Here is a 19148-nt window from a genome sequence, read left to right as displayed (position 1 = left end):
CCCGCCGTGGGTCCTCAGCGCACGAGATCCAGCACCGGCCGCAGCCCGGCCGGGCGCCGGTCCACCGGCAGATGGTCCACCGGCATGAAGGAGCAACCCAGCGCCGTGGCGCCGCCGTCCGCCGTGCGGTCGTCGCCCACCATCAGGACGGCCGCCGGGTCGAGCCCCAACTCCCGGCAGCCGAGGGCGAAGAGCCGCGGGTCCGGCTTCTGAAGGCCGTGCTCGTAGGACAGCACATAGCTGTCGACATAGCGGTCCAGGCCGTGGGCGCGCAGCACCGGCCGCAGATCCCAGCCGATGTTGCTCAGTACGCCGATCCGGATGCCGCGCCGGTGCAGCTCCGCGAGCACCTCGGCGGCGTCGGGGTAGGGCTGCCAGGCCTCCGCCGCCCTGGAGCGGTCGTAGAGCGCCTCGTACAACTGCTGGTCGGGGAGCGGGACTTGGCGGCCGAGTCCGATGTACAACGCGCGGTGGTGGCGGGCGTCGCGGTCGCGGATCTCCCAGAGAGCGGCCAGATCGGCGGGGATCTCGACGGGCGAGGAGCCGCCGGGCAGTGCGCCGGCCCGTTCCAGTGCGGCTGCCGAGCGGGCGAGTTCGGCGTCGTCCATGACCGTGCCGGACGCGGCGACCGCCGCGCGCAGCCATGACTCGGCCGACTCGATGCGCAGCAGTGTTCCGGAGAAGTCGAACAGCACACCCTTGATCACCGTCATGACCGCCATCCTGTCCGCCGCGCGGCAGCGGGCCAATCCAGCCGGGACGCGCAGGCGCCGTACACCGCCGCCGACCCGGCCACCAGGGCCCCGCCCAGCAGCCAGCCCCCGATGACATCCGACAGCCAGTGCACGCCGAGGTAGAGCCGGGTGAAGCTGACACCGACCACCGAGACCACCACCACCGTCCCGGCCGTCCGGCGCCACAGGGGACGCGCCCCGACCAGCCGCAGCAGCCACAGGACCAGGGCCCCAGCGACCAGTACGGACAGCGCATGCCCGGAGGGGAACGCCGCGTAGTGCGCGGAGGCCACCGGATCCGGCCAGACGGGGCGGGCCCTGCCGACCAGCGCCTTCACCGCCTGCTGCAGCCCCGTACCGATGAGCGCGGTGGCCGCCACCCAGAGGGCGAGCCGGCGTTCACCACGCCGTACGAGCAGCAAGACCGTCACCGCGAGCACCGCGCGCATCGTCCACGGGTCCCATACCCAGTCGGTGAGCACCCGGTTGAGCCGGGTCCAGCCGGGCGCGGCGACGGCCGTCCGGTGCAGTGTGCCGGCGAGGTCGGTGTCCAGGGACACCAAGGGGCCCCAGCGCACGACGACGAGGGTGAGCAGCAATCCGAAGAGGAGCGTGCACAGCAAGGCACAGGAGAGGGAGGGGAGAAGAGGGGCCGATGCCCGGCGGCTGTCGTCGTCCACGGCGGATGTACGGGTGGTGGGGAGCGGCGTCGATGGCATGGGGCGATCCTTACCCACGAATGGCGTCCCGGGCGAGGAGCCGCGCCCCGGGGCCTGTCCGATGGATCATGGCCGGGGCCCGGCCGGAAGACACGCCCTAGGCCAGTGCCCTCAGCCCCGGGATGAAGGTGACCAGCAGCGGCACGGCCGGCACCAGCGCCGCCACCGCCGTCATCCGGAGCCGGCGGCCGGGGGTGAAGCGGGGCGCGGGGGACAGCAGCCGGTCCACCCGCTGCGGAACCTCGGCGAGCTGCGCCGGGCAGGGGCCGAACACCCCGCGATCCTCGTTGAGTTCGACCAGGGCCAGGGCGATCGTCAGCCGGCCGAAGCGGCGCGAGGCCACATCGTCGGCGGCCAGTTCGACCAGCCGGTGCACCTGATCGCGGAACGCGGCGAAGACCGGGATCTGGGGAAAGCCGACGGCAAGCGCGGAGGCGCTGTACAGCAGGAGGTCGTGCCGGGCCCGCGCATGGCCCTGCTCGTGTGCGATCAGCGCATCGAGCTGACGCCCCTTCAGGCGCCGCAACGCCGAGGTCGTGATGACCAGTTGCGGCGAGGTGTGCTGCAGCCACCAGGCCTCCGGGCGGTCACCCTCCAGGACGACCAGGCGCTCTCCGAGGGGCTCCTCGCCGGGCAACAGCGGTGCGCGACGCAGGAGTTCGGCCCGACGCTGCCGACGGCGGGCGCGCGCCGCCCGTACCTCGCGGGTCAGCGTGACGGCCGTCCAGGCGCCGCCGCCCGCCAGGAGCAGGGCCAGCACCCCGGCCCACGGCCCGTACCCCTTGAGCGCATACGCCTCGACGACGACCCGGGGGGCGAAGCCGAACACCGGGCTGCGGACGGTTTCCCAGGCGGCGGACGCGCTCAGCGACATCGCAAGCACACAGCACAGCAGAACACCGGCTACCACGCACTGCCACACCCACAGGGCGAGCACCGGTTCACGGTCGGGCCAGTCGGAACGGGCCATCAGCCGTGGCGCCATTGCCGCGGCCAGCACGCCGAGAATCATCAGCGCGAGAGGGACCATCATGCCGTCAGCCTATGAGCGCACCGCTACTCGTTGGTACGGCCGGGAGTCGGATGTGACGTATAGCACCCTCGTCGCAGGTGTGACCCGCTGCCGCAGCGGGCCGACGGCGCGGACCCGTGCGGAAGTGCATCGCCGCAGCTCACAGCGTCAGCAGCATCGCCAGCATGCCGATACCCATCGCCACCCGGCAGGCTCGCAGCACGCCGGGCGGCCCGGCGTCCGCGGGCTCGTCCGCCGCCGTCCCCTCCGTCACGGGGCCCGCCGCCCCTCCGCTCGCCGGCACCAGCCGGATCCCGGCGGCGATCACGTACACCGTGTAGTAGGCGAGCAACAGGCCCGTCAGCAGCGGCACCCCGCCGGGCCCGGCGTGCTCCATCGCATCCATCGAGCCCGTCGGCCCCATCGAACTCATCGAGCTCAGCGAACCCGAGGGCCTCGCCGAGCCCGTCGGGTTCATGTGATCCGACGGCACGGCCATCGCGAGCGCCATGTACACCATGGCGAACGTGCCCACCGCGTGATGCAGATGCCGCCGCGCCAGCGCCCAGACGCCGGCCGTTCCGAAGGCCGCGGTGAACAGCCAGGGCGACCACTGAGGCGGAGTCACGGCGGACGCGGGCAGCGCCATCGCCGCCATGCCCAGAGCCATCAGCCCCTCGCCGCGGGCGTCCCCCCGGTGCGCGGCCGGGCAGGTACGCGCCCGGACGAGGCAGTACGTGGCGGCCGCGGCACACAGCAGCACCAGCAGCCAGCCGACCAACGGTGGTTCGTGCACGGCGCACCTCCCCGAGTACCGCCTGTCGCACGGATCGGGTGCAGAATGCCCGGCCGGGACCCGGCACACGGGAGCGCACGGACGCACGGAGGGGGAGCGCGGGCGGTGCGCCGGAACCGCCGGACCGGCGGACGCGGCGTGGCCGGTCGCCGGGACCCGGCCGGTGCCGGGGACGCCCGAGGCGCGTCCCCCTTCGCCGGCCGGATCGCCGACGGCCGCGGGGCGGGAGGTTCCTCAGGCCCGGTAGCGCAGCGGATGGTCCGCCGGAACCTCCGTCAGCACGATCCGATGGCCGTCCGGGTCGGCGATCCACATCTCGATGAGCCCCCACGGCTCCTGCACGGGCGGCCGCAGCACCTCCACCCCGTGTGCCAGCAGCTCCTCGTGCGCCGCTGCCGCGTCCGCCACCTGGAGCCACAGCTGGAGGGTGTCGGTGGCCGGAGCCGTGGCGCGGCCGGAGACTTCCAGGAAGCCGCCGCCGAGGAAGTAGACCGTGCCGCGCTCGGGTCCCGTACCGAATTCCCGGTAGATCTCCAGACCCAGCGCCGTGCCGTAGAACGCCCGCGACCGCTCGGGGTCGGACGGCCGCAACAGCACCCTGCTGCTCAGTACGTGCACCATGCCAGGACCCTACGCCGTGGGCTCCCCGCCGCCGAAAGGCCACGTCGGATGCCCCTGACACAGGACCGTGCCGTAGGTCGTGCCGTTTCCGTGACGCATGGCCCTGACAGGGCGTACATACCGCTTGTTAGCCTCCTTCCAGCCATTCATCCGGCACCGAGAGGACTCCGCGCACCATGCCCACCAGCGAGCTGACCTTCCGTACCGCCCACGACGCCGACATCCCCGGGCTCGTCGAGCTCATCGAGTCGGCGTACCGGGGGGACGCGAGCCGGGTCGGCTGGACGACGGAGGCGGACCTGCTGGACGGCCGGCGCACCGACCCGGACGGCGTCGCCGCCGTGGTCCGCAACGAGACCGGACGGCTGCTCATCGCCGAGCGGGACGGCAGCATGATCGCCTGCTGCCAGCTCGAACACCGCGGGGATCATGCGTACTTCGGGATGTTCGCGGTGCGCCCGGAGCTCCAGGGCGGCGGCTTCGGCAAGGTGATCATCGCGGAGGCCGAGCGGACCGCCCAGGACCTCTGGGGCGCCCGCGAGATGCGGATGACCGTCATCCGGCAGCGCGCGGAGCTGATCGCCTGGTACGAGCGCCGTGGCTACCGGCGCACCGGGCAGTTCACCCCGTTCCCGTACGGCGATGAGCGGTTCGGCATTCCGCAGCGCGCCGACCTGGAGTTCGAGCTGCTGGTCAAGCCGCTCGCCCAGGCCGTGTCTGCACAGTGACGTCCTCACCGGTCAATGAGGGCGGCGATCTGCCGGTGGAGGCCCCGTAGCGGACGGCTTGTCGTACCTCGTGGCCACCGCGCGGTGTCGCTTGAGTATGTCGATCCCGCAGTCGACCGCGTGACCGCGCGTGACCGGCCGCAGCGGTTCGAGCACCGCCCACCGGGCGTCGGTCGGATCAAAGAGGGCGCCGGCCCGTTCGTCTGCATCCGAGGTCTCCGGTACTGACGGTCATCTCGGTCGACGACATCACCTATCGGAGACCAGCCCGGCAAGGTGGTGCAGCGAGTTGGTGAGATGCTCAGGGCCGAACGGCGGGAACTGGATGTACTCCCGGATGAACTGCGGCACCGCCGACCAGTCGTAGGTGAGCGTGACCTCGGTCTCCGACGGACCGAGCGGCGCAAGGTCGTAACGCCAGATCCAGCCGCCGAACTCCAGGTGACCGTCGCCCTTCTCCTCCCCCGTCAGCCAGCCGATGGCGCGCGGCGGGTCGAGCACCTGGACCTTGTTGGCCACCTGGTAGTCACCGTCTGGATGGTTGGCGTGGTACATGCCCATCCGGAAGACCTGCCCCACCTCGGTCAGCGGCGCCCGGTCGACAGCTTCCTGAACCCAGCCGGTGCCATCGATCGCAGAATGGGCCGTCGGATCCGCCAGCACCGCGAACACCCTCGCGGCGGGCACGGCGACAGTCAGGGTGGCGCTCACCTTTTCCTGGTCCACGGCGTACACGCTCCTTGTCATCTCATCTCGGGCCTCCCGCAGGCGCGGCGGGGGGACGTTTCCCCATGGAGACGACGCGGCGGGGCGGAACTCATCGGTCGTGTGGGCCGAACCCGCACCCGTGCCACCCGTGGCGGGCTCGTAAGGGTCAAGTTTCGAGGGCCGGGGAGACAGTCTCTTTCGGCCTTCGGCCTGGGCCCTGTCCGGGCGATCACGATGCCGGTGTTCAGGGCCGTAAGGCGGGCTAAGCCTGATGAGGCGGTCCGGCCCGGGGATTCAGACCGTGCTGTCCTGGGGGTCGTGCCGTACGAGCGGGACGTCGGGGTGGTCAACCGGGGCGGCGGGCTGCCCGGCGTGGATGCCGTAGACGACACCGTCGAGGTTGGTCCCCATGGTGGCCCGGTAGCGCTGCGGGGTGAAATCGCTCAGTCCGCACCGGCCGGCGATGCCTGCGTTGAGCACGACGATGTCCAGCCGGCCGTACTCCGCGACGGCCTGTGCCGCCGCTCGCTCGTTGTCCCGCACGACGGCAACGTCGGTCCGGACGAACAGCCCTCCGCACTCCCGGGCGAGGAGGGTGCCGCGAGCGGCATCGAGGTCGGCGATGACGACGTGGGCCCCTTGGGCAGCCAGGCGTCTTACGGTCGCCTCGCCGATTCCGCCCGCGCCACCGGTGACCAGTGCGACGCGGCCGGTCATCGGGCCGGCTCCCCGGCAGAGACGGATGAGATCTGCACGCCGTCCCTGCGCAGCCCGTTACGGCGCAGGTAGGAGCGTCCGTAGAAGCGCTGAAAGAGCAGGATCACCGCGAGGGTGACGGCCAGCAGGGCGTCGTCAAGGGCCGGCACCTGGTCGATCGGCATGGTCATCGCCATCACGACCCGCAGGCCGGCGTCGAGCAGGCAGGCGATCCCCCAGAACGCACTGCAGATCCACAGCAGACGACGGAACGGCGGGTGGCGGTCCCAACTCAGCTCCCAGTCCCGCTGCTTGGGTTCGTCCAGCACGACCCGGGCGGCTTCGTAGAGGAACGGTCGCCTGGAGAGCAGGGTGAGCAGCATCCAGACTCCGAGTGCGGCCATTCCCCAGCCGTTGCGGATGAGCAGCATGCGCGGGCTGCCGGTGACGAACGACATGGCGACGGTCAGGGCCATGGTGCCGAGCATGAAGAGCTGCACCCCGCCGATCCGTCGCCGGGTGACGACGCCGTGCACCGCCTCGACCGCGGGGATGGCGGCGCCGGCCAGCAGCGCGAGGAACTGGTTCACCCCCAGCCAGCGCAGACCGTAGAACAAGGCCAGCGGGGCGACCACGTCCATCAGCAGCACACGGCTGAACCTTCCGCGGGCCTGCGCGGGATGTTGTGCACCCAAACTCTCTGTCACTTCCGAACCCTCCTGGGAGTGGGACTCAGCACGACCGGGTGGCGTGCGCGAACGTGGCGACGAGCTCGCGGGTGTAGGCGTCGAAGTCCAGACCTGGTTCACCGCGCAGCCGCTGCGCGGCGGCGTCGATCGCACCGCGGATGATCACTCCCATCGACCGGATGTCGAAGTCGCGGAACTCGCCGCTGCGTTGCCCCTCGGCCAGCAGCGCCTCCAGTCCCCGCACACCCGGCTCCTGTGCGCTCTGCGACGTGTACGGCTGACCGCTCTCGTCGCGCACATGAGGGCCGATTTCGGTGAGCGCCACCACTTCCTGCGGGTGCTCGCGCAGGAACTGCAGGTTGGCCTCCAGGTAGGCGCGCAGCTTGCCGGCCGTCGTGTCCTCCTCCTGCATGCGGGCAACGATGAACCGGGCTCCGGCCTCGAACACCTCCTTCACGATCTGGTGGATCAGGTCGTCCTTGTCGGTGAAGTGGTACGAGATCATCCGCGGGCTGCGCAGCCCGGCTCGTTCGGTGATCCGCGCGAACGAGGCTTTGGCGTAGCCGAGTTCGGCAATCGTGTCGATCGCTGCCTGCACGATCTGCGCTCGCCGCGCGGCATTGGTGAACGTCCGCTCCATGACCCCGCCCTCGTTTTTATCCATCCGAATCAAAGTTACCGTACATGAATCAATCTGTGCGCTCGCGGTCTCCGGGAACAACCGGGTCCGTCCCGTTCGATCGCCCAGCGCCCGGCCGCGGGTCAAAGGACCGACGGCCGGGCCGCCCGTCTCGGCAAGGGCTCGCTCGGTGGGGTATCGGCGCCGGCCCGCGACGCCCGGCACGGTGTCGGGCAAGGGCTGACGGGGTCCGTCAGCCGGCCCCGGCCATCGCCGCGAGGCGGCGGGCGAGCAGGGCGGCGGCCTCCCGCAGTTCCGGGGGCTCCAGCACCTCCGCCTCGAAGCCCAGCCGGGCCACGTGCGCGGCGAGCCAGTCCAGGTCCTCGCCGCCGACGACGAGCACGCACCACCCGTCGCGATCGTCCTCGACGCGCCCCACCTGGGGCGGCACCAGCTCCCGTACGCGGTCGGGTCGGGCGTGCAACCGCACCCGGGCGAGATACCGGTAGGGCGCCTCGGCCACGGACCGCTGCACGTAGGCGACCGGGTCCGGATGCTCCCTCGCCCGGAAGCGCCAGGTCGTCGCCACCACCTCGCGCATCCGGTCCAGCCGGAAGGTGCGCCAGTCGTCGCGGTCGAGGTCCCGGGCCATCAGATACCAGCGGCGGCCGGTGGTGACCATCCGCACCGGCTCGACCGTGCGCTCGCGCTCTCCGGCGTCGCGGCCGGCGTACCGGAACCGCACCCGCACGGCGTCGCGACAGGCCCGCGCGAGTGTCACCAGCACCTCCGCGTCGATCTCGACCCCGGGGCCGACGAGAGTCTCGGTGGCGCCGTGCACCGCCCGTACCTCGGCGCGCAGCCGGGGCGGCATCACCTGGTCGAGCTTCGCGAGCGCCCGCAGTGCCGCCTCGCCCGCCCCGGCGACCGTGCCCCCCGATGCCAGCAGCAGGGAAACCGCTGTCGCGATCGCCTCCTCGTCGTCGAGGAGCAGCGGCGGCAGCCGGGTGCCCGCGCCGAGCTGGTAGCCGCCGCCGACGCCCGCCGTCGCGTGCACGGGGTAGCCGACCGCGCGCAGCCGCTCCACGTCGCGGCGCACCGAGCGGTCGGTGACCCCCAGCTCGGCGGCGAGCTCGGCGGCGGTCCAGGACGGCCGCCGCTGCAGCAGCGCCAGCAGTCGCAGCACCCGCTCGGTCGTCGCCTCGACGGTCACCCGCTCATCGTTCCACAGAACACGGAACGATCCTGTCCGCTATATGCGGAAGGCTGGGACCATGACCGACCAGACCTGGAACCCCCTGCTCCGAGACCAGCTCGCCTGGCACTGGAACCACCAGCTGCGCGATCGCCTCGACGGACTCACCGATGACGAGTACTTCTGGGAGCCGGTGCCCGGCTGCTGGAACGTGCGCCCGCGCGGCACCGGCACCGCACCGATGCAGGCCGGGTCCGGCGCGATGACCATCGACTTCGCGATGCCGGAGCCCGACCCGCCACCGTTCGCGACGATCGCCTGGCGGCTCGGGCACGTGATCGTCGGCGTGCTCGCGATGCGCAACGCCTCGCACTTCGGTCGCACGCCCACCGACTACGGGTCGTTCGAGTACGCCACGACCGCGGACGGGGCGCTGGCCCAGCTCGACGCGGAGTACGCCACGTGGCTGGCCGGCGTCGAGTCCCTCGGCGAAACCGACCTCGCGCGCCCGTGCGGGGAGGCGGAGGGCCCGTACGCCGAGCAGCCTCTGGCAACGCTGGTGCTGCACATCAACCGCGAGCTGATCCATCATCTGGCCGAGGTGTGCCTGCTCCGCGACCTCCATCTGCACACCCACCGGACCCGGCGGGAGGCGAGCTGAGATGGCCCGCGACGTCCAGATCACTTTCGACTGCGCCGACCCCGCCGGGTTGGCGGCGTTCTGGGCCGAGGCCCTCGGCCACCGGCTGCAGGACCCGCCCGAGGGCTTCGAGTCGTGGGAGCAGGCCCTGGAGGCGATGGGCGTGCCGCCCGAGCGCCGCAACGACGCCTCGGCGGTGGTCGACCCCGAAGGCTCCGGGCCGCGGCTGTTCTTCCAGCGGGTGCCGGGGGACAAGCAGGCCAAGAACCGCGTGCACCTCGATGTGCGAGCCGCCCCCGGGCTCAAGGGCGACGCGCGGATGACCGCCCTGGAAGCGGAGGCCGAGCGGCTCGCCTCCCACGGCGCCACCCGGCTCAGACGCTACGAGCCCGCTCCGCCGCTCGGCGCCGGTCACCTCGTGATGGCCGACCCCGAGGGCAATGAGTTCTGCCTCGACTGATCGGCCGCACGGCTGGGGCCGGCGACATCGGCGCGGTCCGGGCCGAGATTTCTCGGGTCAGGGCGCGCGCCGGCGCTCAGAGTCGTCCGGCCTGGATGATCCGCTGCAGGAACTGCCGGGTGCGGTCGTGCTGCGGATCGCCGAAGACCTGCTCGGGGGTGCCGCGTTCCAGCACCACCCCGCCGTCCAGGAAGCACACCTGGTCGGCGACCTCCCGGGCAAAGCCCATCTCATGGGTGGCGATGACCATCGTCATGCCCTCCTCCTTGAGATCGCGGACCACGCCGAGCACCTCACCGACCAGCTCGGGGTCGAGCGCCGCGGTGATCTCGTCGAGCAGCAGCAGCCGGGGCCGGCCGGCCAGCGCCCGGACGATCGCGACCCGCTGCTGCTGGCCGCCGCTGAGCCGGTCCGGGTACTCCCCGGCCCGCCCGCCGAGCCCGAGCCGCTCCAGCAGCTCGCGGGCCCGCGCCTCCGCCTCGGCGCGCGGCACCCCGTGCACCCGGCGGGGCGCCAGCGTGATGTTGTCCAGCACGGTCATGTGCGGGAAGAGGTTGTAGGCCTGGAAGACCACACCGATCCGGCGGCGCACCGCGTCCACGTCGGCCCGCGGATCGGTGATCTCCGCGCCGTCCAGGAAGATCGCGCCGTCGTCGATCTCCTCCAGCAGATTCGCGCAGCGCAGCAGCGTGGACTTGCCCGACCCCGACGCGCCGATCAGCGTCGTCACGGTGTGCGGCGGGACCGCCAGATCCACCTCCCGCAGGACGACCGTGCCGCGGCCGTACGTCTTGCGTACGGACTCCAGCCGCAGCACCGGGCCGTCGCCGGGCGCCGCCTCCCCGGCCGTCTCGTCGGCCGGGCGCGGGGTGTCGTCCGTCGTGCTCATACGAGTCCTCCCTGGGCGCGCCTGCGGTCCATGCGGGCCGTGACCCAGTCCGTGCACCGCGTCATGGGGATCGTCAGCGCCACGAACACGAGCCCGGCCACGACGTACGGCGTGAAGTTGAAGTCCTTGCCGGCCATGATCTGCGCCGCGTAGACCGCGTCCACCGCACCCGCGATGGACACCAGTCCGGTGTCCTTCTGCAGCGAGACCAGATCGTTCAACAGCGGCGGCACCACCCGCCGCACCGCCTGCGGCAGCACCACGAAGCGCAGCGCCTGTCCGCTGGTCAGGCCCAGCGACCGGGCCGCGGCCCGCTGTGAGGGGTGCACCGATTCGATGCCCGCCCGGAAGACCTCGGCCACATACGCCGCATACGTCAGCACCAGCGCCGAGCCGCCGAGCAGCACGGGATCGGTGGTCACGCCCTGCAGTCGCAGCGCCGGCACCCCGAAGACCACCATCAGCAGACAGATGATCAGCGGCAGTCCGCGGAAGAAGTCGGTGTACGCGGTGGCCAGGGCGCGCAGCGGGAAGAACACCGGGCCGCGCAGCGTCCGGGCCACCGCCAGCAGCAGCCCGAGCACCAGCACCGCCGCCCCGCACACCACCAGCAGCCGCAGATTCAGCAGCAGCCCCTCCAGCACCTTCGGCAGCGCCTTGCGGGCGTATTCGGCGCTGAAGAACGTCTCTTGGGTGCGCGGCCAGCCGGGGGAGCGGGTGATGACGAGGTAGAGGACGACGGCGGTGACCAGGGTGCTCAGCGCGGCGACGGCGGTGGCGCGCCGGGCCCTGGCCCGCCGGAAACGCTCCCGCTCGATCCGCCGCGACGAGGGCACATATCCGCCGTCGGCCCCGTCCTGTGCCGCACGGGTCTTCAACTTGCCTTCTTCGTAGGTCACTTGAGCACCGGGACCGAAACGGCGTCGGTCAGCCACTTCTTCTCCAGCGCGGCGAGGGTGCCGTTTTTGCGCAGCGCATCCACCGCGGCCGTCACACACCCGGTGATCCGGCTCTCCTTGTCCAGGACCAGACCGAACTGCTCCTCGGCGGCGCCGGTGGCCGCGAACTGCCCGACCACCTCGGCGTCCTTCACCTCCGCCGAGGTGATGTAGAAGGCCGTCGGCAGATCGGTGAGGATCGCGTCGACCTGACCGTTCTTCAGCGCGGACTTGGCGAAGTCGTTCTTCTGGAAGACGGCAGGGGGCCGGGCCGGCCGGACGGTGTCATTGACGACATCCAGGCTGGTGCTGCCGACCTGCGCCCCGAGCTTGACCTTCCGCAGGTCGGCGATGCTCTTCGCCTGCGCGGCCCGGGAGCCCTTCAGCGCGACGACCGCCTGGCGCACGTCGTAGTAGCCGGAGGAGAAGGCGACGGCCCGCTTGCGTGTGGCGCTGATGGAGATCTGGTTGATATCGAAGTCGAACTTCTTCTCGCCGGGCGCGAAGGCGTTGTTGAACGGCACGGTCTGCCAGCGCACCGCGCCCTTGTCGTAGCCCAGTTGCCGGGCGACGGCGTAGGCGACGGCCGATTCGAAACCCTTGCCGCCGGCCGGGTCGTCGTCGTGGAACCAGGGTGCGTAGGCGGGCCTGTCGGTGCCGACCGTGAGCCTGCCGTCCGCCACGGTGGCCAGTTTGCCGCGGTCACAGCTCTGTTCGCCCGCCCCGGTGGCCCGCGGACCACCGGGGGACTCGTCCTGTGGGGCACAGCCGACGGCCGCGGCGAGCAGCGTGACGGTGGCGCAAGCGGCAAGGCGGAGGGGGCGGTTGGCGAGGCGCATGGCGGGAGAGTGGCAGTGCGCGAGGCCTTCTGTCGAAATCACCGGGGGAAACGTCCGCATGGTGGAAGCACATTGCACCGCTGTGAACTGCGCATTTCCCGGTTGCCCGGGGCGGGCCCCAAGGGTGGGCACGCCCCACCCGGCTCATCTCGTCACCCGCCGCCTCACGCCGTGAAGCGGACCGCCCGCCGGATCTCCGGCTGGTCGGTCACCACACCGTCCAGACCGAGCCCGCGCGCGAGGCGCAGCTGATCGTGGGTGTTGACCGTCCAGCCCACGACCTTCAGATGCGCGGCATGCGCCCGCTCGACCAGTTCCAGGGTGAGCCGTCGGATGTTCAGCGAGAGCATCGTCGCGCCGACGGTCTGCGCACGGTCGACGACGTCCGCGCCGTAACGGCTGCCGACCAGTGCGGTCCGTACGCCGGGCAGCAGGGTCCGGATCGCGGCCAGTGCCTCGTCATGGAAGGAGATGACATCGACCCGGCCGGTCAGATCGCGCGACCGCATCACCTCGGCCAGCGCCTGGGCGGCCGCCACGTTCTTGATCTCGGCCTGCAGCGGCGCCGTGACCGCCTCCACGACCTCCTCGAAGACGGGGATCCGCTCGCCCCGGCCGGCATCGAGCTCGCGGAGCTCGGCGAGGGTGCGCTCGGCGATCGGACCGGCGCCGTCGGTGGTCCGGTCCACATCCGCGTCGTGCATCACCACGAGCGCGCCGTCCTTGCTCAGATGCAGATCCAGTTCGATGACGTCGAGGCCTTCGTGCTCGGCGCGCACGAAGGACCGCAGGGTGTTCTCCGGCTCCACGCCCATGATCCCGCGGTGTCCGATGGTGAGAAAGGACAAGGCTGCCTCGCTTCTGTCGGCTCGGTGCTGTTGTCGGCTCGGTACAAGTGTCGGCTCTGTACAAGTGACGGCCGTCGACTGTCGGCAACGGCGCTACGAAATGGCGCACAGCCTAACGGGACCGACCGGCGGAAAAAGGGCTGCCGGACGGGACGGCGGTGTGTCCAGTACGGGTACCCGCCATATCCGGCTTCAGACCGCCTCACCCTCGCGTGGGCGAGTCCTTGCCGCGCTGACGGTGTGCCGCAGCGGGCCGGTACCGGCCCGACCCCCTGCCGGTATGGCATATGCCACACCGGCAGGGGGTTGTCCAGGCCCCCGCCGGCCCGGAGGAACCGCGGAAACCCTTGGTACTGCTGGCAGGAAGTGTTGCCCAAGCCGCTACTGACAGGAAAAATATGCGTGAGCGCGGGGTATCGGCAGAATAATTTTCAGCGACCGCACTTGAGCGGGAGATCCCCGGCTGGTTACCGTGGCCTGACAGCACGATCTATCGCCGGAGGGCAGTCATGACGGAAATTCTTTCGCCTGTGGGTGTCCGGGAGGCCACCACGACCGCAGAGCGTGTGGTCGAGCACCCGGCGTGGCCCGTACTCAAGGGCGCGGTCGAGGCCATCCGCCCCTGGCAGTCCAAGGACGGTTCCATAGACCTGGAGGCGGAGGGCGCGCCCACCGCCGATGCGGTCCGCGCTGAGGTCGACCGGGTGACGGCGGCCGTCGGGGAGCTCGCCCCGTTGCTGCCGCACGACGCCGCCTACCACCGGGCGGTCGTCGCCGACCTGCGCCGCTGGGCCGACGGCGGCTTCGGTGTGCCGGACTTCCTGGACTCCCTGCTCGCCTTCGAGCCCGCCCGGCAGCGCGCCGACGGCCTCCAGCACCTTGTGCTGTTCCCCATGTACACCCAGAACGGCAACCCGAACCGCAACTTCGAGGCCGTCGTCCTGCGGATGGTCTGGCCGGACTGGCTCGCCGAGCTGGAGCGCACCCGCTACGACAACGCGCTCTTCTGCGGCATCACCTTCGAGGACTTCACGGCCGGCTACGACACCAACTCCGCCGTGCTCTTCCCGGAGACCATCGCCGTGCGCGAGGCCCCCGACCGCTTCAGCTGGGGCGGCATCTTCTGCGACCGCGAGGCCGCCCGCTTCCGCCGGGTCAGCGAGGCCGCCATCGAGACCCTCGGCGTCGAACTCCCCGCGGACGTCCGCGAGATGCTCGCCGACCAGGAGCGCTGCCAGGAGGCGTTCGTCCTGTGGGACATGGTGCACGACCGCACCCACAGCCACGGTGACCTGCCGTTCGACCCGTTCATGATCAAGCAGCGCCAGCCGTTCTGGATGTACGGCCTGGAGGAGCTGCGCTGCGACCTCACCGCCTTCAAGGAGGCCGTGAAGCTGGAGGCCGAGGGGTACTCCCAGGCCCGCGATGTGCAGTTCGCCGTGATCTTCGACCGGATGTTCCGGTTCCCCGTCACCGGCGACCGGGTCCGCAACTACGACGGCCTGGGCGGACAGCTGCTTTTCGCGTACCTCCACAAGCACGACGTCGTACGCTGGACGGACAACACACTGCACATCGACTGGGAGCGGGCGCCCAAGGTCACCAACCAGCTGTGCGGCGAGATCGAAAAGCTCTACCGCGACGGCATCGACCGGCCCAAGCTGGTCCACTGGTTCGCCGCGTACGACCTCGTCTCGACCTACCTCGCACCGCACCCGGGTTCGGTCTGGGCCAAGGGACCCGACGCCCTCGACCTCGACCAGCCGCCGCGCAAACTCGTGGACGACGTGCTCCCCGACGAGTTCCCGCTGAGCATGTTCTACGAGGCGCTCGCCAAGAAGCTGCGCACTGTGATCGCATCCACCAAGGGCATCACGGCCCACAGCGATGAATTGGCGGCGGCATGAGGACCGACCGGAACACCCGGCGGACGGCCGTCCAGGAGCAGGACGAGGAGGCGACGGAGATGGTTACTTCGACGGGCGGCCAGGGGCCGCTGGAGGGTGCGGTCATCGCGGTGGCGGGGGCGGCCGGGCCGGCCGGCCGCGCGACCCTGCTGCGACTGGCCGAAGCGGGTGCAGTCGTCGTCGGCTCGGACTCCAACCCCGAGCGGCTGGCGGAGGCCGTGGACGCGGCCCGCTACGCCCACGGCGGCGCCACGGTGATAGGGGACACCGTGGACCTCCTCGACCTCGACCAGACCCGTGAATGGGCGGCCCGTACGGAGAAGGAGTTCGGCCGGATCGACGGCCTGGTGCACCTCGTCGGCGGCTGGCGCGGCTCCTCGACCTTCGCGGAGACCGACCTGGCCGACTGGACCCTGCTGCACAAGCTGCTGGTCCGCACCGTCCAGCACACCTCCCTCGCCTTCCACGAAGCGCTCGAACGCAGCGGCAACGGCCGCTTCCTCCTCACCAGCGCGGCCGGCGCCAGCAAGCCCACCGGGGGCAACGCCGCCTACGCCGCCTCCAAGGCCGCTGCCGAGGCCTGGACGCTCGCCATGGCGGACGGTTTCCGCAAGTCGGGGGGTGAGCAGGGGCCGCGCGCCGCGGCTGCCATCCTGATCGTGAAGGCGCTCGTCAACGACCAGATGCGTGCCGAGCGACCGAACGCCAAGTTCGCGGGCTTCACGGATGTCACGGAGCTGGCCGAGGCCATCGCCGGGGTCTGGAGCCGGCCCGCCCAGGAAGTGAATGGACAGCGTCTGTGGCTGACCCCCGAGCCGTGACCGGAGCGAAGACCGACGCCCGGCAGCACCACGACCCCGAGATACGCGGCTTCGCCAGCGACAACTACGCGGGCGCCCACCCCGAGGTGCTCGCCGCGATCGCCCTCGCCAACGGCGGCCATCAGGTCGCCTACGGCGAGGACGACTACACCGCACACCTGCAGCGCGTCTTCCGCAGCCACTTCGGGCAGCGCGCCGAGGCGTTCCCGGTGTTCAACGGCACCGGCGCCAATGTCGTCGCGCTGCAGGCCGTGACCGACCGCTGGGGTGCGGTGATCGCCGCCGAGTCCGCGCACATCCACGTCGACGAGTGCGGTGCGCCCGAGCGGATCGGCGGGCTCAAGCTGCTGACCGTGCCCACCGAGGACGGCAAGCTCACCCCCGAGCTGATCGACCGCCAGGCGTACGGCTGGGACGACGAGCACCGTGCCATGCCGCAGGTCGTTTCGATCACCCAGAGCACGGAGCTCGGCACGGTCTACACGCCCGAAGAGATCCGGGCGATCTGCGAACACGCCCATGAGCGCAACATGGTGGTGCACCTCGACGGCTCGCGGATAGCCAACGCCGCGGCGACGCTCGATGTCCCGATGCGGGCCTTCACCAACGCGGTGGGCGTCGACATCCTCTCCTTCGGCGGCACGAAGAACGGTGCGGTCTTCGGCGAGGCCGTGGTCGTGCTCAACCCCGACCGGGTGCGCGCGATGAAGCATCTGCGCAAGCTGTCCATGCAGCTGGCCTCCAAGATGCGCTTCGTCTCCGTCCAGCTGGAGGCGCTGCTCGCCAAGGACCTGTGGCTGCGCAACGCCCGCCATGCCAACACCATGGCGCAGCGGCTGGCGGCCGGGGTACGGGAGATCGCCGGGGTGGAGATCCTCTACCCCGTGCAGGCCAACGGTGTGTTCGCCCGCCTTCCGCACGACGTCAGCGAGCGGCTGCAGAAGCGCTACCGCTTCTACTTCTGGGACGAGTCGGACGGTGTGGTGCGCTGGATGTGTGCGTTCGACACCGCCGAGGAGGACGTCGACGGCTTCCTCGCCGCACTCCGCGAGGAGATCGGCCGCTAGCTCCACGCCTGCATAGCTATGCGCTCGGCCGAAAAGTCATTGACTTGCGGCCGGGCGCATCGCTACGCTCCCCGGGTATGGAGCTGATCCAGAACACCCCGGAGATCTCCGCCTACTTGGCGGCCGACGAGGTCATCGACCACGAGCATCCACGCGTCCGGGCCATCGCAGCCACCCTCGCCGTTGATGCTTCCGATGCATATGCATACGCCAAGGCCGCCTTCGAATTCGTCCGCGACGCCATCCCGCACAGCGCGGACGCCGAGGACCCGCGGGTCACCTGGCGCGCCTCGGACGTGCTCGCGCAGCGCACCGGAATCTGCTACGCCAAGGCGCACGCACTCGTGGCCCTGCTGCGAGCGGAGGGCATCCCCGCCGGGCTGTGCTACCAGAAGCTCGACACCGTCCACGGGCTGATCGCCGTCAAACTGCCGGGCGAGGAGCGCTGGGCGCGGCAGGATCCACGGGGCAACAAGCCGGGCGTCGACGCACAGTTCCGCCTCGACCGCGAACAACTCGCCTTCACGGCGCGACCTGAGTACAACGAACTGGACCTACCGGTGCTGTTTGCTGAACCACACCCGGCCGTGCTCCAATGCCTCCAGAAGGCCGTCGACCGGCCTCACCTCTGGCAGATGCTCCCCACCGATCTCTGAGGAACGGCTCCGATGCCCAGCTCTTCGCATGTCTCCGGCACGACCTGTGGCCTGTATGTCTCCGACGAGGTGCGCGCCCTGGCGCCCGGCTTCGGCTACCTCGCCGTGGAGGCCCACGGCCTGACCAACGGGCCCAGCGACGAGGCCGGCGCGGCGCTCCTGGACGAGGCGACCCGCCGCCTCACCGAGCGTCTGGACGGACGTGCCCCGCAGGACGATCCGCACCTCGCCGCCTGGCGCGCCGCGTACACCGCATTCGGCAGCAAGCCGTCGCGCACCCGCAACTCCGCCGAGGCCCTGGCCAGGCGGGCACTCGCGGACGGCGGGCTGCCGCGCATCAACCGCCTCGTCGACCTCTACAACGCCCTCAGCGTCGCCCACCTCATCCCCGTGGGCGGCGAGGACCTGAACCGTATCCAGGGCGGCATGCGGCTCGTACGGGCCACCGGCGACGAACCGTTCGTGACCGCGGCCGGCGGCGCCGAAATCATCGAGCACCCCGACGCGGGCGAGGTGATCTGGTGTGACGACGAGGGCGTCACCTGCCGCCGCTGGAACTGGCGGCAGGGGGTGCGCACCCGCCTCACCGAGGAATCGGTCAGCGCCCTCTTCCTGCTGGAGCGGATGGCTCCCATGACGCTCGACGAGCTGACCGCCGCGGGCGCCGAGCTGGCCGAGGCGCTGCACAAGGCCTGCCCGGACGCCCGCATCGAGATCGGCGACATCTGGACCCCGTGAGCGGGGCCGCCGGAGCGCGCCGCCACGACGGCGACGGCGCGCTCCGGCCTCCGGGTCCGCTATCGGGCGCTCCCGGGCGCGGCGGGCGCCGTGCCGCCGAGGTGGGCCGGGATCCACCAGGTGTCCTCGGGGCCCTTGGGGCGTACGGGGTAGGCGCGCTGTGCCGCCTCCAGCAGATCCTGCACGCGGGCCCGCAGCCGGTCGGTGATCTTCTCGGCCTGCTCGGCCGGGTCGGCCTCCATCGGCTCGCCCACCCGGATCGTTATCGGCAGGTGGTTACGGCCCAGATCGCGCTTGTGGCCCTTGGTCCACAGCCGCTGGGTGCCCCACAGAGCCACCGGCAGCAGCGGCACCCCGGCCTCCTGGGCCAGCCGTACCGCACCCGACTTGAAGGTCTTCAGGGTGAAGGATTCGGAGATCGTCGCCTCGGGGAAGACCCCGATGATTTCACCCGAGCGCAGTGCGGACAGCGCGTGCTTGTAGGCGTGCATGCCCTGCGCACGGTCCACGGGGATGTGCTTCATCGCGCGCATCAGCGGTCCGGACACCTTGTGCCGGAACACCGCCTCCTTCGCCATGAAGCGCACCAGACGCTTGGCCGGGCGCGCCGTCAGTCCGGCGAAGACGAAGTCCAGGTAACCGATGTGATTGCTCACCAGCACCGCCCCGCCGCGGCGGGGAATGTGATCCGTCCCGGCGATGTCGAATTTCAGATCGAGCGCCTTGAAGAGGGTGCGGGCGGCGCCGATCACCGGCGGATAGACGAGCTCTGCCATTGTCCGGAGGACCCCTTTTCCACGCCTGGGGAGGGTTCTCCCGGCGGAAACC

23 protein-coding genes are annotated in these 19148 nt (G+C 71.1%); 8 read left to right on the top strand and 15 right to left on the bottom strand.

Features of this window, described 5'->3' with window-relative positions; translation table 11 throughout:
- Positions 1-14: 14 nt before the first annotated feature.
- The 5 genes from ACGFWI_RS12900 to ACGFWI_RS12880 all read right to left on the bottom strand — a co-directional run bounded on the left by ACGFWI_RS12900 (position 15) and on the right by ACGFWI_RS12880 (position 3882).
- Positions 15-713 (bottom strand): HAD family hydrolase, encoded by a 699-nt coding sequence (locus ACGFWI_RS12900; RefSeq protein WP_393906006.1) that lies wholly within the window; start codon positions 711-713, stop codon positions 15-17.
- On the bottom strand, positions 710-1453 hold the full coding sequence (locus ACGFWI_RS12895) for a phosphatase PAP2 family protein (RefSeq protein WP_393906005.1): 744 nt from the start codon (positions 1451-1453) through the stop codon (positions 710-712). Before ACGFWI_RS12895 ends, ACGFWI_RS12900 begins: the two co-directional genes overlap by 4 nt.
- Before the next feature lie 97 nt (positions 1454-1550).
- On the bottom strand, positions 1551-2486 hold the full coding sequence (locus tag ACGFWI_RS12890) for a M56 family metallopeptidase (protein WP_393906004.1): 936 nt from the start codon (positions 2484-2486) through the stop codon (positions 1551-1553).
- Positions 2487-2625: 139 nt separating this feature from the next.
- Complete coding sequence (locus tag ACGFWI_RS12885) at positions 2626-3261, bottom strand: DUF5134 domain-containing protein (protein ID WP_393906003.1); 636 nt, start codon at positions 3259-3261, stop codon at positions 2626-2628.
- Between the two features lie 234 nt (positions 3262-3495).
- Complete coding sequence (locus tag ACGFWI_RS12880; protein WP_393906002.1) at positions 3496-3882, bottom strand: VOC family protein; 387 nt, start codon at positions 3880-3882, stop codon at positions 3496-3498.
- 176 nt (positions 3883-4058) lie between these two features.
- Here ACGFWI_RS12880 and ACGFWI_RS12875 point away from each other — a divergent pair, with 176 nt between their 5' ends.
- The gene (locus ACGFWI_RS12875) at positions 4059-4610 is read left to right on the top strand and encodes a GNAT family N-acetyltransferase (protein ID WP_393906001.1); all 552 of its coding nucleotides are present in this window, start codon (positions 4059-4061) and stop codon (positions 4608-4610) included.
- 249 nt (positions 4611-4859) lie between these two features.
- Here ACGFWI_RS12875 and ACGFWI_RS12870 read toward each other — a convergent pair whose 3' ends face one another.
- From ACGFWI_RS12870 to ACGFWI_RS12850, 5 genes are all read right to left on the bottom strand, one after another.
- Entirely contained in the window at positions 4860-5336 is a 477-nt protein-coding gene (locus ACGFWI_RS12870) for a polyketide cyclase (RefSeq protein WP_393906000.1), read from the bottom strand.
- A 276-nt stretch (positions 5337-5612) separates the two neighbouring features.
- Positions 5613-6035 carry an SDR family NAD(P)-dependent oxidoreductase gene (locus ACGFWI_RS12865; RefSeq protein ID WP_393905999.1) on the bottom strand — a complete coding sequence of 141 codons (423 nt, stop codon included), beginning with the start codon at positions 6033-6035 and terminating at the stop codon, positions 5613-5615.
- Positions 6032-6655: a VC0807 family protein gene (locus ACGFWI_RS12860; protein ID WP_393906163.1), complete on the bottom strand. Its 624-nt coding sequence runs from the start codon at positions 6653-6655 to the stop codon at positions 6032-6034. The genes ACGFWI_RS12865 and ACGFWI_RS12860 overlap by 4 nt, the downstream gene beginning before the upstream one ends.
- 91 nt (positions 6656-6746) lie before the next feature.
- Positions 6747-7559, bottom strand: coding sequence for a TetR/AcrR family transcriptional regulator (locus ACGFWI_RS12855; protein WP_393905998.1), 813 nt, complete (start codon positions 7557-7559; stop codon positions 6747-6749).
- 16 nt (positions 7560-7575) lie between these two features.
- Complete coding sequence (locus tag ACGFWI_RS12850) at positions 7576-8535, bottom strand: helix-turn-helix transcriptional regulator (protein ID WP_393905997.1); 960 nt, start codon at positions 8533-8535, stop codon at positions 7576-7578.
- Positions 8536-8596: 61 nt separating this feature from the next.
- On the opposite strand from ACGFWI_RS12850, the gene ACGFWI_RS12845 reads away from it, so the two are divergent.
- Both ACGFWI_RS12845 and ACGFWI_RS12840 read left to right on the top strand, forming a co-directional pair.
- Positions 8597-9178: a DinB family protein gene (locus ACGFWI_RS12845; protein WP_393905996.1), complete on the top strand. Its 582-nt coding sequence runs from the start codon at positions 8597-8599 to the stop codon at positions 9176-9178.
- A 1-nt stretch (position 9179) separates the two neighbouring features.
- The gene (locus tag ACGFWI_RS12840) at positions 9180-9617 is read left to right on the top strand and encodes a VOC family protein (RefSeq protein WP_393905995.1); all 438 of its coding nucleotides are present in this window, start codon (positions 9180-9182) and stop codon (positions 9615-9617) included.
- 76 nt (positions 9618-9693) lie between these two features.
- On the opposite strand, the gene ACGFWI_RS12835 is transcribed toward ACGFWI_RS12840, so the two are convergent.
- The 4 genes from ACGFWI_RS12835 to ACGFWI_RS12820 all read right to left on the bottom strand — a co-directional run bounded on the left by ACGFWI_RS12835 (position 9694) and on the right by ACGFWI_RS12820 (position 13131).
- A complete protein-coding gene (locus tag ACGFWI_RS12835) occupies positions 9694-10506 on the bottom strand; it encodes an amino acid ABC transporter ATP-binding protein (protein ID WP_393905994.1) in 813 nt (270 codons plus the stop codon).
- Positions 10503-11405, bottom strand: a complete 903-nt coding sequence (locus ACGFWI_RS12830; RefSeq protein WP_393905993.1) for an amino acid ABC transporter permease — start codon at positions 11403-11405, stop codon at positions 10503-10505. Before ACGFWI_RS12830 ends, ACGFWI_RS12835 begins: the two co-directional genes overlap by 4 nt.
- Positions 11402-12283, bottom strand: a complete 882-nt coding sequence (locus ACGFWI_RS12825; RefSeq protein ID WP_393905992.1) for an ABC transporter substrate-binding protein — start codon at positions 12281-12283, stop codon at positions 11402-11404. Before ACGFWI_RS12825 ends, ACGFWI_RS12830 begins: the two co-directional genes overlap by 4 nt.
- Before the next feature lie 164 nt (positions 12284-12447).
- Complete coding sequence (locus ACGFWI_RS12820; protein ID WP_393905991.1) at positions 12448-13131, bottom strand: glycerophosphodiester phosphodiesterase; 684 nt, start codon at positions 13129-13131, stop codon at positions 12448-12450.
- Between the two features lie 509 nt (positions 13132-13640).
- Here ACGFWI_RS12820 and ACGFWI_RS12815 point away from each other — a divergent pair.
- The 5 genes from ACGFWI_RS12815 (at position 13641) to ACGFWI_RS12795 (ending at position 18320) form a co-directional block, all read left to right on the top strand.
- Positions 13641-15038: a DUF6421 family protein gene (locus ACGFWI_RS12815; RefSeq protein ID WP_393905990.1), complete on the top strand. Its 1398-nt coding sequence runs from the start codon at positions 13641-13643 to the stop codon at positions 15036-15038.
- Complete coding sequence (locus ACGFWI_RS12810) at positions 15035-15859, top strand: SDR family NAD(P)-dependent oxidoreductase (RefSeq protein WP_393905989.1); 825 nt, start codon at positions 15035-15037, stop codon at positions 15857-15859. Before ACGFWI_RS12815 ends, ACGFWI_RS12810 begins: the two co-directional genes overlap by 4 nt.
- Positions 15838-16926 carry a threonine aldolase family protein gene (locus ACGFWI_RS12805; protein ID WP_393905988.1) on the top strand — a complete coding sequence of 363 codons (1089 nt, stop codon included), beginning with the start codon at positions 15838-15840 and terminating at the stop codon, positions 16924-16926. The genes ACGFWI_RS12810 and ACGFWI_RS12805 overlap by 22 nt, the downstream gene beginning before the upstream one ends.
- A 77-nt stretch (positions 16927-17003) precedes the next feature.
- Positions 17004-17582 (top strand): transglutaminase family protein, encoded by a 579-nt coding sequence (locus ACGFWI_RS12800; protein ID WP_393905987.1) that lies wholly within the window; start codon positions 17004-17006, stop codon positions 17580-17582.
- 12 nt (positions 17583-17594) lie between these two features.
- Positions 17595-18320, top strand: coding sequence for a B3/4 domain-containing protein (locus tag ACGFWI_RS12795; RefSeq protein ID WP_393905986.1), 726 nt, complete (start codon positions 17595-17597; stop codon positions 18318-18320).
- A gap of 59 nt (positions 18321-18379) precedes the next feature.
- Here the strand turns inward: ACGFWI_RS12795 and ACGFWI_RS12790 are convergent, their stop codons facing one another.
- Entirely contained in the window at positions 18380-19096 is a 717-nt protein-coding gene (locus ACGFWI_RS12790; RefSeq protein WP_393905985.1) for a lysophospholipid acyltransferase family protein, read from the bottom strand.
- Positions 19097-19148: the final 52 nt, after the last annotated feature.

The organism is Streptomyces sp. NPDC048434 (genome assembly GCF_043200375.1).
Lineage (GTDB): Bacteria > Actinomycetota > Actinomycetes > Streptomycetales > Streptomycetaceae > Streptomyces.
The sequence above is the reverse complement of the archived record's forward strand: the minus strand, read 5'-3'. Positions and strand labels throughout refer to the sequence as shown.